Below are 16,962 nucleotides of genomic sequence, written 5' to 3'. Positions count from 1 at the left end.
AGCCTTCCTGCCATGTCCGACGACAACATCCTCACCCCCAACGGCTGGTACCGCGGCCGCCTGCTGCACGCCGAAGGCAAGATCACCGGCGTCGACGGCGTGCCCTGCGACCCGGCCGACAACGACCGTCCCTACCTGCTGCCCGGCTTCATCGACCTGCACGTGCACGGGGGTGGCGGCAAGGACATCATGCAGGGCGGCGACGCCTTCGCCACCATTGCCCGCACCCACGTGCGCTTCGGCACCACCGCGCTGCTGGCCACCACCATGACCGCCCCGGCCGAGGAAATCGCCAGCGTGCTCAAGGGCCTCGACCACTACTGCCAGGCCCGCGAGCCCGGCAGCGCGCGGGTGCTGGGGGTGCACCTGGAAGGCCCGTACATCAACCCCGGCAAGCTGGGCGCCCAGCCCAACTTCGCCCACACCGCGCTGTTGGCCGAGGTGGACCACTACCTGAGCCTGGCGCCCATCAAGGTCATCACCATTGCCCCGGAAATTGCCGGCCACAACGTGCTGATCCGTGAACTGAGTGGCCGTGGCGTGCGCCTGCAGATCGGCCACACCCTGGGCAGCTACGAGGACGGCGTGGCCGCGCTGGAGGCCGGCGCCAGCAGCTTCACCCACCTGTACAACGCCATGAGCCCGCTGCACCACCGCGAGCCGGGCATGGTCGGCGCCGCCCTGGCCCACGCCCGCTACGCCGAGCTGATCCCCGACCTGTTGCATGTGCACCCCGGCGCCATCCGCGCGGCGCTGCGGGCCATCCCGTGCCTGTACTGCGTCACCGATTCCACCGCGGCCACCGGCATGCCCGACGGCAACTACATGCTGGGCAGCAACCACGTGACCAAGTGCCTGGGCGGCGTGCGCCTGGCCGACGGCACGCTGGCCGGCAGCACGCTGACCATGGACCTGGCGCTGCGCAACCTGGTGAAGATCGGCGTGCCCTTGGACGATGCGTCCCGGCGCCTGTCGCAATTCGCCGCCGATTACCTGGGCGTCAGCGACCGCGGCCGCCTGCAACCGGGGGCCTGGGCCGACTGCGTGCGCCTGGACCGCCACCTGATGCTGACCGACGTGATGGTCGAAGGAGAAGCCATTGACTTGCAAGATGCTTGAAGAAGCGCGCAGCGCCCACGCGGCCGTGAGCCGCCAGCTGCAGACCCTCGACCCGCTGCTGCAGGCCCTGGCCGAGCGCCTGCGCCAGCAGCCGCCGCACGTGGCCATGACCGTGGCGCGCGGCAGCTCCGACCACGCCGCCAGCTACCTGGCCTACCTGGCCATGCAGCAGTTGGGGGTGCCGGTGGCCTCCTTGCCGATGTCGGTGGTCAGCCTGCGCCATTCGCCGCTCAAGGTCGACGGCCAGGTGGTGTTCGCCCTGTCCCAGTCGGGCCAGAGCCCGGACCTGGTGGACAGCCAGCGCCTGCTGCGCGAACGCGGTGCCCTCAGCGTGGCGCTGGTGAATGCCGAGGACTCGCCGCTACAGGCCGCCAGCGAATACACCGTGCCGCTGTGCGCCGGCGCCGAGCTGAGCGTGGCCGCCACCAAGAGCTTCATCGCCACCCTCAGCGCCAGCGCCCGGCTGGTCGGCCACTGGGCCCAGGACCCTGAATTACTGGCCGCCGGCACCGCCCTGCCCGATGGCCTGCGCCAGGCCGCAGCGGTGGATTGGGCTGGCGCCGTGGACGCCTTCAAAGGCTGCGACCGGCTGATGGTGATCGGCCGTGGCGCCGGTTTCGCCATCGCCCAGGAGGCGGCGCTCAAGCTCAAGGAAACGGCCGGCATCCAGGCCGAGGCGTTCAGCAGCGCCGAGGTGCGCCACGGCCCCATGGCCCTGATCGACGCCGGCTACCCCTTGCTGGTGTTCGCCCCGCGCGGCGCCGAGCAGGCCGGCCTGCTGAAACTTGCCGCCGACATGCGCGAGCGCGGCGCCAAGGTGCTGCTGGCCGCCCCCGATGACATCGGCGAACGCGACCTGGACCTGTGCCGCGCCCAACACCCGGCGCTGGACCCGATCCTGGCCATCCAGAGCTTCTACGTGATGGCGGCCCACCTGGCCCTGGCCCGCGGCCTGGACCCCGACCAGCCGCGCTATTTGAGCAAAGTCACCCGTACCCACTAGTTGCCCGAACGAGTACCGCGCCCATGAATAACAATAATGAAGTGACCCTAAGCGCCCCCTTGAGTGGCCCCGTACTCGCCCTGGCCCAGGTCCCCGACCCGGTGTTCGCCAGCGGCACGATGGGCGACGGCATCGCCATCGACCCCACCGACAATTGCCTGGTGGCGCCCTGCGCCGGCGAGATCCTGCACGTGGCCCGCACCCTGCACGCCATCACCCTGCGCGCCGACAACGGCGCCGAACTGCTGCTGCACCTGGGCATCGACACCGTGCAACTGAACGGCGAAGGCTTCCACCTGCAGGTGCAGCCGGGCATGCGCGTAACCCCCGGCCAGCCCTTGCTGCGCTTCGAGATGGACCGGGTGGCGCGGCACAGCACCAGCCTGGTCAGCCTGATCATCGTCACCAATGGCACGCACTTTCGTGCCGAGCGCCTGGCCCCGGAGCGGGTGCGCGCCGGCGAACCGCTGCTGCGCCTCGTCGGCAACCAGGCCACCGGCGCAGTGACCGACGCGGCCGGTGAGAGCGTGGAAGGCAGCGCCAGCGTCGCCCACGTCGGCGGCCTGCACGCCCGCCCCGCCGCGCGCTTGCGCCAGGTGGCGCAAGGCTTCGATTGCAGCGCCCAGCTTCGCCACGAAGGACAGCTGGCCGACGTCACCAGCCTGGTGGCGGTAATGGGCCTGGGCGTGGACCAACACGCCCAGGTGCAGGTGATCTGCCGCGGCCCGCAGCGTGAAGCGGCGCTGGCCGCGCTGCTGAAGGCCTTGGGCACGGCCATCGCCGGCGACCACCCGGCCCCGGCGCCCCTGCCGTTGCCAGCTGCGGCGATGCAAGCGCCCGGCATGCTCGCCGGCGTCTGTGCCGCCCCTGGCCTGGCCAGCGGCCCGCTGGTGCTGCTGGGCGGCGTGACGTTGCCAGCCGACCCGGGCGGCCATGTTGCCAGCGAACAGCAACGCCTGCTGGACGCTGCCGTGGCGGGCGTCGCGCGCGCCCTGGCGCTCGCCCAGGCCCAGGCGCAAATGCGCGAGGACGCTACCGAGCAAGCCATCTTCGCCGCCCACCTGGCGCTGCTGGAAGACTCGACCCTGGCCCAGGCGGCCCACGCGGCCATCAACACCGGCCGCGCCGCCAGCCACGCCTGGAGCGACGCCATCGACACCCAGTGCCGCGTGCTGCACGCCACCGGCAAGCCGCTGCTGGCCGAACGCGCCAACGACCTGCTCGACCTGCGCCAGCAGGTATTGCGCGAGCTGCTGGGCGACAGCGCGCGGCCGCCACTGCCCCGTGGCGCCATCGTCGCGGCTCAAGAACTGACCCCCTCCGACCTGCTGTACCTGCACGAGCAAGGCGCCGCCGGCCTGTGCATGGCCGCTGGCGGCGCCACCGCCCACGTGGCTATCCTGGCGCGCGGCAAGGGCCTGCCCTGCCTGGTGGCCATGGGCGACGCGCTGCTGGCGCAGGCCATGGGCACCCCAGTGGTGCTGGACGCCGACAACGGCCGCCTGGAACTGACGCCCAGCGCCCAGCGCCTCGACCAGGTGGCCAGCCAACTCGCCGCACGGCAGGCTCGCCAGCAGTTGCAACAGGCGCACGCCCATGAACCGGCGCGCACCCGGGATGGCAGCGTGATCGAGATCGGCGCCAACGTCGCCTCGCGCCAGGACGCCGAACAGGCCCACCAGGCCGGCGCCGACGGCGTAGGCCTGCTGCGCACCGAATTCCTCTTCGTCGACAGCCACGCAGCCCCCGACGCAACCCAGCAAGTGGCGGCCTACCGGGCCGTGCTCGACGCCATGGGCGACAAGCCGGTGGTCATCCGCACCATCGACGTGGGCGGCGACAAGCAGCTCGACTACCTGCCCCTGCCAGTGGAAGCCAACCCGGTGCTGGGCCTGCGCGGCATTCGCCTGGCCAGCGTCAACCCGCAGGTGCTCGACCAGCAACTACGCGCCCTGCTGCGCACCGGCCAGCCCGAGCGCTGCCGGATCATGCTGCCCATGGTCACCGAAGTGGATGAACTGCTGCAGGTGCGCCAGCGCCTTGCCCAACTGGCCGACGAACTGGGCGTCACGCAACTGCCGCAGCTGGGCGTGATGATCGAAGTGCCCGCCGCCGCCCTACTGGCCGCCCAGCTGGCCGAGCATGCCGACTTCCTCTCCATCGGCACCAACGACCTTTCCCAGTACACCCTGGCCATGGACCGCGACCACGCCGGCCTTGCCGCCCGCGTCGACGCCCTGCACCCGGCGGTGCTGGCGCTGGTGGCCCACACCTGCGCCGGCGCCCGCTTGCATGGCCGTTGGGTGGGTGTGTGCGGCGCCCTGGCCAGCGACCCGCTGGCCACCCCGGTGCTGCTCGGCCTGGGCGTGCAGGAACTGTCGGTCAGCCCGCCCTTGGTGGCCGAGATCAAGGCACGGGTGCGCGACCTCGACCTGGCCGCCTGCCAGGCGCAAGCCCCCCAGTTGCTGGCCCTGCCCGGCGCCGCCGCGGTACGCCAGGCCTGCCACCGGCACTGGCCCCTGAACGCCTAAGCCAATAACAACAACGGATCGGGAGACACGCCATGTACCAACACTTCATCGAAGGCCTGCAACGCCTGGGCCGCGCGCTGATGCTACCCATCGCCATCCTGCCCATCGCGGGCCTGCTGCTGCGCCTGGGCGACACCGACCTGCTGAACATCGCCATCATCCACGACGCCGGCAACACCATCTTCGCCAACCTGGCGCTGATCTTCGCCATCGGCATCGCCGTGGGTTTCGCCCGCGACAACAACGGCACCGCCGGCGTGGCCGGGGCCATCGGCTACCTGGTAATGGTCTCGACCCTCAAGGTGCTGGACCCCAGCATCAACATGGGCATGCTTGCCGGCATCATCAGCGGCCTGCTGGCGGGCGGGCTGTACAACCGCTTCAAGGACATCCAGTTGCCCGCCTACCTGGCATTCTTCGGCGGCCGGCGCTTCGTGCCCATCGCCACCGGCTTCGCCTCGGTGGGCCTGGGCGTGCTGTTCGGGCTGATCTGGCCGCCGATCCAGGACGGCATCAACAGCCTGGGGCAACTGCTGCTGGCCAGCGGCAGCCTGGGCGCGTTCATCTTCGGCGTGCTCAACCGCCTGCTGATCATCACCGGCCTGCACCACATCCTCAACAACATGGTGTGGTTCGTGTTCGGCAGCTTCACCAACCCGGCCACCGGCCAGGTGGTGAGCGGCGACCTGGCGCGCTACTTCGCCGGCGACCCCAACGGCGGCCAGTTCATGACCGGCATGTTCCCGATGATGATGTTCGGCCTGCCGGCCGCCTGCCTGGCCATGTACCGCAACGCCCTGCCCGAGCGGCGCAAGCTGATGGGCGGGATACTGCTGTCCATGGCGTTGACCTCGTTCCTGACCGGGGTCACCGAGCCCATCGAGTTCGCCTTCATCTTCCTGGCGCCGCTGCTGTATGGCCTGCATGCCCTGCTCACCGGCCTGTCCATGGCCATCACCAACCTGCTGGACATCCACCTGGGCTTCACCTTCTCCGGCGGCGCTATCGACATGGCGCTGGGCTGGGGCAAGTCCACCAACGGCTGGCTGATCTTCCCGGTGGGGCTGGTTTATGGGCTGCTGTACTACCTGGTGTTCGATTACTGCATTCGCCGCTTCAACCTCAAGACCCCGGGCCGCGAGGCCGTGGCCAGCAGTGACAGCCCGGTGGTGGCCGACAGCGACCGCGCCGGCGCCTATATCCAGGCCCTGGGCGGTGCGGCCAACGTGCTCAGCGTCGGCGCCTGTACCACCCGCCTGCGCCTGCAACTGGCCGACCGCGACCAGGCCGACGACGCCCGCCTGAAGGCGCTGGGCGCCATGGGCGTGGTGCGCCCCGGCCACGGCGGCAGCCTGCAGGTGATCGTCGGGCCGCTGGCCGACAGCCTGGCGGACGAAATTCGCCTGGCGCTGCCGGCGGCGGCTAAACCCATGCAACCACTGCAACCCTGGTTGCAGGCACTGGGCGGGGCGGCCAACATCGACACCCTGGAGTGCCTGGCCGTGACCCGCCTGCGCGTGCAGCTCAATGGCGCGCCGCTGGACCTGCACGCGCTCAAGGCGCTGGGCTGCCAGGGCAGCACCGACCTGGGCGACGGCACCTGGCACCTGCTGGTAGGTGAACAGGCACAAGGCCTGAGCCAAGCCCTGCAGCCACTGCTGGCCCGCCGCGAAGTACTGGCCTGAACCACGCCCGCAACCGCTACCGTCTTTGTGGGAGCTGGCTTGCCAGCGAGTTTTTTTGGGGGCCCCAACAGCTCGCTGGCAAGCCAGCTCCCACAAGATGAACGATGTGGAACGTTAGTGCCAGAACCGTCCTACACAAACCCTGGAAGCGTCTGAACTCATTTGAGTGGATATCCCGGTAGATTCCCTACCAACGGATAGCCACTCAAAAGAATAACAAGATGCCCAAGGTGACCGGCCTGCTGGCCTGCTGTGCCCTCTTTATCGCCCCCCTGGCGCTGGCCGACGACACGTTGCGTTGGCTGGACCAGGAACGCCGCGACCGCGAGGCCCTGGAGCGCGACCAGCGCCTGCGCCAGCTGCAGCAGCCACGGCCCACGCCACCACCCGCCGAACCGACTGTGGCCGCCGAAGCCCGTTGCTGGCGCCTGAGCGGCCTGCGCCTGGCGGGCAACCGCCTGATCGATGATCGCACCCTGCAACCGCTGCTCAGCCAACGCCTGCGCCCGTGCATGGGCGCCGATGCCTTGCGCCAGGTGCTTGTCGATATTACCCAGGCCTACGTGCAGCGCGGCTACATCGCCGCGCGTGCCTACCCGGCGCAGACGCCGGCGGACGGCCAGCCGCTGGACATCGTCATCGAAGAAGGCTTCGTCGAGTCCATCGAACTGGCTGACGACAGCCTGCCGGTGTCCCTGGCCAGCGCCTTCCCCGACCTGGTCGGCCGGCCGCTGCACCTGCCCACCCTGGAACAGGGCCTGGACCAGCTCAACCGCCTGCGCAGCATCGACCTGCAGGCCCAGGTGCAGCCCGGCGAACTGGACGGTGGCTCACGCATCCTGCTGACCTCACGCAGCCGCCGCTCGCCCTGGGGCCTGCGCGTGGGCTACGGCAACGGCGGCGACACCACCAACGGCCGCCACGGCCTGAGCCTGGTGGCCAGCCGCGACAACCCCTTGCAGCTCAACGACGTGCTGCAGGCCAGCCTGTTCGGCACCTTCGGCAACGCCCCCAACTACACCCGCGGCCTGGGCCTGTACTACAGCGTGCCCTACGGCGCCTGGACCCTGGGCGCCAGCCTGGGCCACAGCGAACAACGGGCGTTCACCGGCCACGGCGTGCGCCACGACTACACCAGCGACAGCCGCGGCCTGAGCCTGGGCCGCAGCCTGTGGCGCAACCAGCACACCCTGCTCAGCGCCAGCCTGCGGCTGAACCGCAAGACCCGCGACTACCGCCTCAACCACCGGTCAATCGCCCAGCAGGACGCCAGCCTGACCAGCGCCGGCCTGGACCTCAACCTGCTGTGGCTGGGCCGCGCCACCTGGAGCGCGCAACTGGGCTACGCCCACAGCCTGCCGTGGCTGGGTGCCGACACCCGGCCATTCGAGCAATGGCGCCTGGGCGTTTTACGCAGCCAGGCCTGGCCCGGCAACCGCCACCAATGGCGCTGGGACAGCAGCCTGGAAGCCCAGTACAGCCCCACCCTGCTGCCGGCCAGCGAACAGTGGTTGCTGAGCAGCCCCGGCAGCGTGCGCGGCCTGCGCGACAGCAACATCGCCGCCAGCAGCGCGCTGGTGCTGCGCAACAGCCTGAGCCTGGCGTTGCCCCTGGCGCCAGGGCTGGTATTGACCCCGCACGTAGCCGTGGACTACGGCCGCGGCCGCGGCACCTGGCACGGCCGCGGCCGCCAGCAACCCGCTCTCGCCGGCGTCAGCACGGGCGCCAGCCTGGGCTGGCGCGGTGGCGAAGTGAAACTCGATTATCGCCACGCCGTGGTGATCAAGGATGGCCCTCCCTCAGAGCCGGGCTTCTGGAACATGGAGCTGAAACTGGACTTCTGATTCATCAATAAGAGAAATAAAAACAATGACTCAGCGACCCCCACGCTTTACCGCCAACCGCCTGCACTGGGCGATTTCCGCCGCCCTGCTGGGCACCAGCCTGCCCGCCCTGGGCGACGGCCTGGCGCCGGCGCCCGGCCCCACCGGCTACGCCGTGCTCAGCGAGCACAATGGCGTGCCCGCACTGGATATCGTGCGCCCAGACGGCCAGGGCCTGTCCGACAACCACATGCACCAGTTCAACGTCGGCCAACAGGGCCTGGTGCTGAACAACTCGCTGGTGGCTGGCCAGGCGCAACTGGGCCCGCAGCTGGACGCCAACCCGCACCTGCAGGGCCAGGCAGCCAGCACCATCCTGATGCGCGTCGTCGGCCAGGGCGATTCGCGCATCGACGGCCCGCAGGAAATCTTCGGCCAGCGCGCCGACTACCTGCTGTCCAACCCCAACGGCATCAGCCTCAACGGCGCCAGCTTCATTAACGCCAACCGCGCCACCTTCCTGGTGGGCATTCCCGAGCTTGAAGACGGGCGCATCGTGCGCCTGGACGCCAGCCATGAACGCGGCGTGCTGCAGGTGGGCGAGCGCGGCGCCAGCAACGCCGAGGGCGCCCTGGACCTGATCACCCCACGCCTGGACACCGAGGGCCGGCTGACGGCCCGCGATGACCTCAACGTGCTGATCGGCCACAACAGCGTCGCCTACGCCGACCGCAGCGTGCTCGGCACCACCCAGCCGACAGCGGGCGCGGTGGATGCGCAGTTGCTGGGCGCGATGCACGCCGGGCGCATTCGCATCATCAGCACCACCGAGGGCGCCGGCGTGCGCATGCCAAAGGCGCAACTGGTGGGCCGCGATGGCGTCGAGGTCGACAGCCGAGGGGGCCTGCACATCAGTGGCACACCGTCACGCAACGGCGTCATCACCTCTGTCGACGGTGACGTGCGCCTGCACAGTGGCGGCGACCTGCAACTCACGGCGGTGGACGTCGAGGGGGGCAGCATCACCGCCAAGGCCGGCAAGGCCCTGCGCATGGACACCCTGACCCGCGAGCAGGTCACCAAGGCCCACGACCAGTGGAGCCGCAAGGCCTGGTTCATCCCTACCGAGGAATACTCCAAGCGCACCACCGACACCACCCGCCAGCACCTGGCCACGCGTTTCGAGGCGCGCCAGGACATCCAACTGGAGTCCGGCGCCGACATGCACCTGACCGCCGCCCAGTTAAAAGCGCCTGGCGACCTGAGCGTGCACAGCGGTGGCAACCTGACCGTCGACGCGGCCCTGGACAGCACGTCCAGCTTCCAGACTGTTCGCCACCGCAAGCACTTGTGGCGCGGCGACAGCAACACCACCGACGTGCGCGAGACTGCCCGGGGCAGCAACCTGGAAGGCGGCACCGTGCAGCTCACCAGCGCCGGTGACACCCACGTGCGCGGCAGCCGCCTGCACAGCCAGGGCCCCGGCACCCTGCGCAGCGCTGGCAACGTCACCCTCGACGGCGTCAGCGTGAAGACCAGCCACGACAAGGACGACTACCGCGGCGACCTGGTAGGCGGCGCCTTCTTCAGCAAGACCGTCAACGACGAACGCCGCAGCAGCGCACCGCACCGCACCGAGGTGCGCTCGGAGAACAACCTGCAGATCATCGCCAACGCAAAAGTAGCGCTGGTCGGCCCCAAGGTCAGCGCCGCCGGCACCACGCAGATCAAGGGCGAACAGGGCGTGGAGCTGCTGCCCGCCGTGGCCGAGCGCACCGACACCTCCACCACCCGCACCCAGGGCTTCACCGTCAAGGCCGGGGAAACCAAGGCCGCCGCCGACGACAAGGCCGGCAGCAAGCAGTACTTCGGCGAACTCGGGTACGCACGGTTAGACACTCGCAAGGCCAGCTCGGCCAAGACCCACGTCGCCGCCGAGGTGTCAGGCAACAACGTGGCCATCAGCGACAGCACCGCCATCAAGATGGTCGGCGCCAAGGTCGACAGCCAGCAGGGCACGCGGGTGCAGGCACCGGACATCGCCCTGCTGGCCGCCCTCGACGCACAGCACGACAGCGAGCAGGCCACCACCAAGGACGGCGCCCTGCGCCTGACCGGTGGCATGGACCGGGTCGGCAGCGCCTTCAGCGGCGGCGTGGCAAGCCAGGAAAAAACCACCGAGGCCCAGACCCACCAGGCCACCACCGTGCGCAGCAAAGGCACCACCGAGGTGCTGGCTAAAACACTGCACACCGAGGCCGCGAGCATCATCGGCGAAGGCGAGACCCGCATCCAGGCAGTGAACGCAACCCTGGGCGATGCCCACGACCTGCACAAGGTCACGGAGTCGAGCACCAGCACCCGCGGCCACCTGGGCGCCAGCATCGAATACACCGACCTCACCCGCCCCATCGAGAAAGTGGTCAACGGCGAAGACCAGAGCCGCTTCCAGCACCAGGCGCTGGAAGACAACCTGTTCGCCCCCAGCGTTGGCGCCGACCTGGAGGTCAACCACCAGCAGCGCAAGACCACGGCAACCAAGGAAACCGCGCGAGTCACCGAGGTCAGTGGTGCCAACGTGACAGTGAATGTCGAGCAGCAGCTGACCGACATCGGCACACGCTATGAGGCGACCGCCGGCACGCTGGCCATGAACCTGGGCAGCCACGCGCAGCGCGCCAGCCACGACCGCGAGGCCACCACCCTCGACCGCCTGGACGTGGACGTCCGCGCGCGCGTGGACACCAACACCGGCAGCGACATCAACGCCAAGGTGGTCGGCAGCGGCGGTTCGGTGAACAGCAGCAGTGGCAACACCAAGGCCGTGCCCAGCCTGAACCAGGGCCACGCCGGGGTGCAGATCCAGCTGGGCACCGATGGCCGCTATGAAGGCTCGCGCTTCGCCAGCACCGAAGGCCCTGTTGCCATGAAGGCCGGCGGCACAGTAGCCCTTGAACAGGCCAAGGATGAACAGCAGCAGGCCAGCACCAGCATTGACGGCTCCGCCTGGGCCAAGGGCGGCACCAGCCCCACCGCCGGCAAGAGCATGGGCGGCAGCGCCATCGGCAAATACGCCACTACCAGCAGCGCCGACAGCCAGGGCCGCGCCGTCGCGTTCGACACCCAGGGTGCGGTGAGCATCCACGCCGGCAAGCAGGTGAGCATGGATGGCCCACGGGTGGGCGCCATCGACCGTCCGGTCGCCAGCATCGAGGTCATTGCCGGCGACACCGCCAGCATCGGCAGCGTCACCGACACCCACCAGGCCGACGGCCGGGTATACGGCGGCGGCCTGCAGTTGAGCCTGTCGCGCAATGCACCCCAGGGTGGCAAGGGCGGCGGCATTGGCGCCAGCCTGGAACTGGGGCAGACGGACGAGCGCAGCACCGCCGCCCAGCCGGGCGAGTGGCACGTCAAGGGTAGCGCCAGCGTCGAGGCCGGCAGCAGCGCCGACACCGCCATCAACGTCGAAGGCCTGAACGTCAACGCCCAGCGCCTGGCCCTGAAAGCCGACAAAGGCGGCATCGCCGTCGGCAGCGGGCAGACCGACGAGCAGCGCAATAACAAAAGCGTGGGCATCGGCCTGGGCGTCAATGGCGCCAACAGCACCGAGGGCAGCAAGGGTTACAACGCCGTCCACGGTCGCGCCACCCTGGGCCTGGACAAGCTGGCCAGCCAGACCCACCGCAACAGCGAGATCCGCGTCGAGCAGTTGCAGATCGACAGCCGCCGCGACACCCGCCTGAGCGGCGTGCGCGTGGAGGCCGACCAGGTCAGCGGCAACGTCGGCGGTGATCTCGTCGTCGCAAGCCGCCAGGATCAGGTCAACGGCCACGCGGTGACCCTGGACGCGCGCCTCAACGCCGAGAAAAACCCCCAGGGCCTGGTGAACGGTGCCACGGCCCTGGCAGGCCCGGCAGGCAGCAAGGTCAAGGAGCAAATCGGCACTGGCCTGCAGAAGGTCGACCTGGGCTTCGCCCCTACCCTGCACCTGGACGTGAACAAGACCCAGCGCGACACCGCCAGCGCAGCCAGCGTGGTCACCGGCCGCAACGGCATTGCCCTGAACGTGGACGGCGACACCCACCTCAACGGCGCGCAGCTGAAAAGCCCGCGCGGCCAGGTGGACCTGGGTGGCAGCAACGTCAACACCACCACCTTGAGCGGCAGCGACCATTCGTTCGGGTTGGAAGGCAAGCTGTCACTGGTGCCCGAGGAGATGACCCAGAACCTGATCAACGCCTTCACCGGCACGGCGGACGGCAAGGACCGCACGTCGGACCTGGGGCTGTTGCGCACCAAGGGGCATGATCAGCAGCAAACGTTGGAGGGGGGGATCAAGCACAAGGAGGGATGATGGGGGTGGAGCGCTGACGCGGCCTTTGGCCGCTGCTACGAAAACCGTAGCAGCGGCCGCAGGCCGCGCCAGGGACGATCAGAAATCAGCCAGGCGCCACACTTCATAAGCGGGCGTCTCGTAGGGGTGGCTGGCCTTGAGGGCCGCCACCACCGGCTGGATCAGTTCATCCGCCACCACAAGCTCCACCTTCCATTCTTCCACCCGCTCAAGCAGCCCAGCCTGGCCCAGGAACGGCGTTGCGCCGTCCATGGGCCGGAACTGGCCTTGCCCCAGCACCTGCCAGGCGCAGCTGTCGTAGGCGCCGATGCGACCGCCGCCGGCGGCGAACACGGCGCTTTTCACAGCGTCCACATGGCTGGGCGGCACGAAGAAGGCGAGCTTGTACACCGCCTTAGTTCACCCAGACGCGGGCATTGCGGAACATGCGCATCCACGCCGCGTCTTCGTTCCAGTCGTCCGGGCGCCACGAGTTCTGCACGGCGCGGAACACACGCTCAGGGTGCGGCATCATGATGGTGACGCGACCGTCGCGGCTGGTCAGGCCGGTGATCCCGCGCGGCGAACCGTTCGGGTTGGCCGGGTAGGCTTCGGTGACCTTGCCGTGGTTGTCGACGAAGCGCAGTGCCACGCAACCCGACACGTCGGCTTCGATCAGCGCCTGCTCGTTGGCGAACTCCGCATGGCCTTCGCCGTGGGCGATGGCGATCGGCATGCGCGAACCGGCCATGCCCTGCAGGAACACCGAGTTCGACTTCTGCACTTCGACCATGGCCACGCGCGCCTCGAACTGCTCCGAGCGGTTGCGCACGAAGTGCGGCCAGAACTCGGTGCCCGGGATCAACTCGTGCAGGTTGGACATCATCTGGCAACCGTTGCACACGCCCAGGGTGAAGGTGTCGCTGCGCTCGAAGTACTGCTGGAACGCATCGCGGGCACGGGCGTTGAACAGCGCCGACTTGGCCCAGCCTTCACCGGCACCCAGCACGTCGCCGTAGCTGAAGCCGCCGCAGGCCACCAGGCCCTTGAACTCGTTCAGGTCGACACGGCCGGCGAGGATATCGCTCATGTGCACGTCGATGGCGTTGAAGCCGGCGCGGTCGAAGGCAGCAGCCATTTCAACCTGGCCGTTGACGCCCTGCTCGCGCAGTACGGCAACCTGAGGGCGAACACCCGTCTTGATGTAGGGCGCGCTGACGTTGTCGTTGACATCGAAGCCCAGCTTGACGCTCAGGCCCGGGTTGTCTTCTTCCAGCAGGGCGTCGAACTCCTGATCGGCACACTCGGCGTTGTCGCGCAGGCGCTGGATCTGGTAGCTGGTCTCGGCCCACTGGCGTTGCAGCAGGCGACGGTCGCCTTCGAACAGCTGCTCGCCGTTGAGGCTGATGTACACGTGGCCGTTGTTGACCGGCTGGCCGATCACGGCCACGCAGTCACCCAGGCCGGCAGCGCTGAACTGGGCAAGGATGTCGGCGGTGGCGTCCTGGCGAACCTGGATGACCGCGCCCAGCTCTTCGTTGAAGAGGATGGCGTTGATCTCTTCCTTGGCGTGGGTCAGGGTGTCCAGTTGCAGGTCCAGGCCGCAGTGGCCGGCGAAGGCCATTTCCATCACGGTGGCCAGCAGGCCGCCGTCGGAACGGTCGTGGTAGGCCAGCAGGTGGCCGTCGGCGTTCAGGCCCTGGATCACGGCGAAGAAGGCTTTCAGGTCTTCGGCGTCGTCGACGTCCGGCGCGGCCTTGGCCAGCTTGGCGTGGGCCTGGGCCAGGATCGAGGCGCCCATACGGTTCTGGCCACGGCCCAGGTCGATCAGGATCAGATCGGTCAGGCCCTTGTCCATGCGCAGTTGCGGGGTCAGGGTCTTGCGGATGTCCACTACCGGGGCGAAGCCGGTAATGATCAGCGACATCGGCGAGGTCACGGTCTTCTCGGTGCCCTCGTCGCTCCAGCGGGTCTTCATGGACATGGAGTCCTTGCCCACCGGAATGGTGATGCCCAGCTCAGGGCACAGTTCCATGCCCACGGCCTTGACCGCGTCGTACAGGCGCGCGTCTTCACCCGGGTGGCCGGCAGCGGACATCCAGTTGGCCGACAGCTTGATGTCGGACATTTTCGCGATCGACGAAGCAGCGATGTTGGTCAGGGTTTCACCCACCGCCATGCGCGCCGATGCCGGGGCATCCAGCAGCGCCAGCGGCGTGCGTTCGCCCATGGCCATGGCTTCGCCAGTGTAGACGTCGAAGCTGGTGGCGGTGACGGCAACGTCAGCCACCGGCACCTGCCACGGGCCCACCATCTGGTCACGGTTGACCAGGCCGGTGATGGTGCGGTCGCCGATGGTGATCAGGAAGCTCTTGCTGGCCACGGCCGGGTGGTGCAGTACGCGCTCGATCGAATCGGCCAAGTCCAGCTGGGCCGGGTCGAAGTCGTCGCCCAGTTCGGTTTCACGCACGGCCGAACGGTGCATGCGCGGGGCCTTGCCCAGCAGCACTTCCAGCGGCATGTCGACGGCGTTGTTGCCGAAGTGGCTGTCGGTCACGGTCAGTTGCGGCTCGGCAGTCGCCTCGCCCACTACCGCGAACGGGCAGCGCTCGCGCTCGCAGATGGCCTGGAAGCGCTCGAAGTCGGCGGCGTCGACGGCCAGCACGTAGCGTTCCTGGGACTCGTTGCTCCAGATTTCCAGCGGTGCCATGCCCGGCTCGTCGTTGGGCACGTTGCGCAGTTCGAAGCGGCCGCCGCGGCCGCCGTCGTTCACCAGCTCCGGGAAGGCGTTGGACAGGCCGCCCGCGCCCACGTCGTGGATGAAGCTGATCGGGTTCTTGTCGCCCAGCTGCCAGCAGCGGTCGATGACCTCCTGGCAGCGACGTTCCATTTCCGGGTTCTCGCGCTGTACCGAGGCGAAGTCCAGGTCAGCCGAGCTGGTGCCGGTGGCCATGGAGGAAGCGGCGCCGCCGCCCAGGCCGATGAGCATGGCCGGGCCGCCGAGCACGATCAGCTTGGAGCCGACGGTGATTTCGCCTTTCTGCACGTGCTCGGCGCGGATGTTGCCCATGCCGCCGGCCAGCATGATCGGCTTGTGGTAGCCGCGCACTTCTTCACCGTGCGGGGTGTCGATGGCCTGCTCGAAGGTACGGAAGTAGCCGGTCAGGGCCGGACGGCCGAATTCGTTGTTGAACGCGGCGCCACCCAGCGGGCCGTCGATCATGATGTCCAGCGGGGTGACGATGCGCTCGGGCTTGCCGTAGGCCTTTTCCCATGGCTGTTCGAAGCCAGGGATGTTCAGGTTCGATACGGTGAAGCCGGTCAGGCCAGCCTTGGGCTTGGCGCCGCGGCCGGTGGCGCCTTCGTCGCGGATCTCGCCGCCGGAACCTGTAGAAGCACCCGGGAACGGCGCGATGGCGGTCGGGTGGTTGTGGGTTTCCACCTTCATCAGGATGTGCACCGGCTCCTGCACCGCGCCGTACTGGCGGGTTTCAGGGTTCGGGAAGAAACGCCCGGCCACGCTGCCGACGATCACCGAGGCGTTGTCCTTGTAAGCGGACAGCACGCCTTCGTTGTGCATCTGGTAGGTGTTCTTGATCATGCCGAACAGGCTTTTTTCCTGGCTCTGGCCGTCAATGTCCCAACTGGCGTTGAAGATCTTGTGGCGGCAGTGCTCGGAGTTCGCCTGGGCGAACATCATCAGCTCGATGTCGTGGGGGTTGCGCCCCAGGCCTTCGAAGCTCTTGACCAGGTAGTCGATCTCGTCTTCGGCCAGGGCCAGGCCCAGCTCGACGTTGGCTTTTTCCAGCGCGGCGCGGCCGCCGCCCAGCACGTCGATGGCGGTCAGCGGTTTGGGCTCGGCATGGCTGAACAGGCCGGCGGCCTCTTCCAGCTTGCTCAGCACCACCTGGGTCATGCGGTCGTGCAGCAGGCCGGCGACGACTTGCGCCTCGGCTTCACTGAACTCACCGCTGACATAGAAGGCAATGCCGCGTTCCAGGCGCTGGACGTTGCCCAGGCCACAGTTGTGGGCGATATCGCTGGCCTTGCTCGACCATGGCGAAATGGTGCCGAAGCGCGGCATGACCAGGAACAGGCGGCCGTTTGGCTCCTGCACTGGCACGCTCGGGCCGTACTTGAGAAGACGAGCAAGCACTTGCTGCTCATCGGCGGTCAGCTCGCCGGTTACTTCGGCGAAGTGGGCAAATTCAGCGTACAAGCCACTTACAGCGGGGACCTTCTGGCTCAGTTGCTCGAGTAATTTACCGTGGCGAAAGGCAGAAAGGGCAGGAGCGCCGCGCAGGATCAACATCTTCGGGACAGCCTCAGAAAGGGGTGTGCTTAGAGGCCGTGCATTCTAGCGTAAACCGCCGCCGCAGGCACCCAAAACGGTAATCCTGGCGCCAGCCGGGCATCTGGCGGCATATCCTGTCTCAAGAGTCAAATAAATTTCCCCGTAGCAGTT

8 protein-coding genes are annotated in these 16,962 nt (G+C 68.5%); 6 read left to right on the top strand and 2 right to left on the bottom strand.

Going from position 1 to position 16,962, the window contains the following annotated elements:
- The first annotated feature begins 12 nt into the window (after window positions 1–12).
- From nagA to RAM80_RS23195, 6 genes are all read left to right on the top strand, one after another.
- The gene (gene nagA / locus RAM80_RS23220) at window positions 13–1,119 is read left to right on the top strand and encodes an N-acetylglucosamine-6-phosphate deacetylase (protein ID WP_416422757.1); all 1,107 of its coding nucleotides are present in this window, start codon (window positions 13–15) and stop codon (window positions 1,117–1,119) included.
- A complete protein-coding gene (locus RAM80_RS23215; RefSeq protein WP_416422756.1) occupies window positions 1,100–2,122 on the top strand; it encodes an SIS domain-containing protein in 1,023 nt (340 codons plus the stop codon). Before nagA ends, RAM80_RS23215 begins: the two co-directional genes overlap by 20 nt.
- Before the next feature lie 23 nt (window positions 2,123–2,145).
- A complete protein-coding gene (ptsP, locus tag RAM80_RS23210) occupies window positions 2,146–4,653 on the top strand; it encodes a phosphoenolpyruvate--protein phosphotransferase (RefSeq protein WP_416422755.1) in 2,508 nt (835 codons plus the stop codon).
- 32 nt (window positions 4,654–4,685) lie between these two features.
- On the top strand, window positions 4,686–6,338 hold the full coding sequence (gene nagE, locus RAM80_RS23205) for an N-acetylglucosamine-specific PTS transporter subunit IIBC (RefSeq protein ID WP_416422754.1): 1,653 nt from the start codon (window positions 4,686–4,688) through the stop codon (window positions 6,336–6,338).
- A gap of 221 nt (window positions 6,339–6,559) precedes the next feature.
- On the top strand, window positions 6,560–8,182 hold the full coding sequence (locus RAM80_RS23200) for a ShlB/FhaC/HecB family hemolysin secretion/activation protein (RefSeq protein ID WP_416422753.1): 1,623 nt from the start codon (window positions 6,560–6,562) through the stop codon (window positions 8,180–8,182).
- Between the two features lie 25 nt (window positions 8,183–8,207).
- A complete protein-coding gene (locus RAM80_RS23195) occupies window positions 8,208–12,518 on the top strand; it encodes a hemagglutinin repeat-containing protein (protein ID WP_416422752.1) in 4,311 nt (1,436 codons plus the stop codon).
- 78 nt (window positions 12,519–12,596) lie between these two features.
- Here the strand turns inward: RAM80_RS23195 and RAM80_RS23190 are convergent, their stop codons facing one another.
- Both RAM80_RS23190 and purL read right to left on the bottom strand, forming a co-directional pair.
- A complete protein-coding gene (locus RAM80_RS23190; protein ID WP_416422751.1) occupies window positions 12,597–12,908 on the bottom strand; it encodes an NGG1p interacting factor NIF3 in 312 nt (103 codons plus the stop codon).
- A gap of 4 nt (window positions 12,909–12,912) precedes the next feature.
- Window positions 12,913–16,809 carry a phosphoribosylformylglycinamidine synthase gene (gene purL / locus RAM80_RS23185; RefSeq protein ID WP_416422750.1) on the bottom strand — a complete coding sequence of 1,299 codons (3,897 nt, stop codon included), beginning with the start codon at window positions 16,807–16,809 and terminating at the stop codon, window positions 12,913–12,915.
- Window positions 16,810–16,962 lie beyond the last annotated feature (153 nt).

It is taken from the genome of Pseudomonas sp. App30, from assembly GCF_047947025.1.
Taxonomy (GTDB): Bacteria; Pseudomonadota; Gammaproteobacteria; order Pseudomonadales; family Pseudomonadaceae; genus Aquipseudomonas.
This window is presented reverse-complemented; position numbering and strand designations above follow the sequence as displayed.

Excerpts from the sequence above, each read along its gene's own strand:
- RAM80_RS23200 (WP_416422753.1), top strand. The coding sequence starts at position 6,560 with ATGCCCAAGGTGACCGGCCTGCTGGCCTGCTGTGCCCTCTTTATCGCC.
- purL (WP_416422750.1), bottom strand. The coding sequence starts at position 16,809 with ATGTTGATCCTGCGCGGCGCTCCTGCCCTTTCTGCCTTTCGCCACGGT.
- nagE (WP_416422754.1), top strand. The coding sequence starts at position 4,686 with ATGTACCAACACTTCATCGAAGGCCTGCAACGCCTGGGCCGCGCGCTG.
- RAM80_RS23195 (WP_416422752.1), top strand. The coding sequence starts at position 8,208 with ATGACTCAGCGACCCCCACGCTTTACCGCCAACCGCCTGCACTGGGCG.
- ptsP (WP_416422755.1), top strand. The coding sequence starts at position 2,146 with ATGAATAACAATAATGAAGTGACCCTAAGCGCCCCCTTGAGTGGCCCC.
- nagA (WP_416422757.1), top strand. The coding sequence starts at position 13 with ATGTCCGACGACAACATCCTCACCCCCAACGGCTGGTACCGCGGCCGC.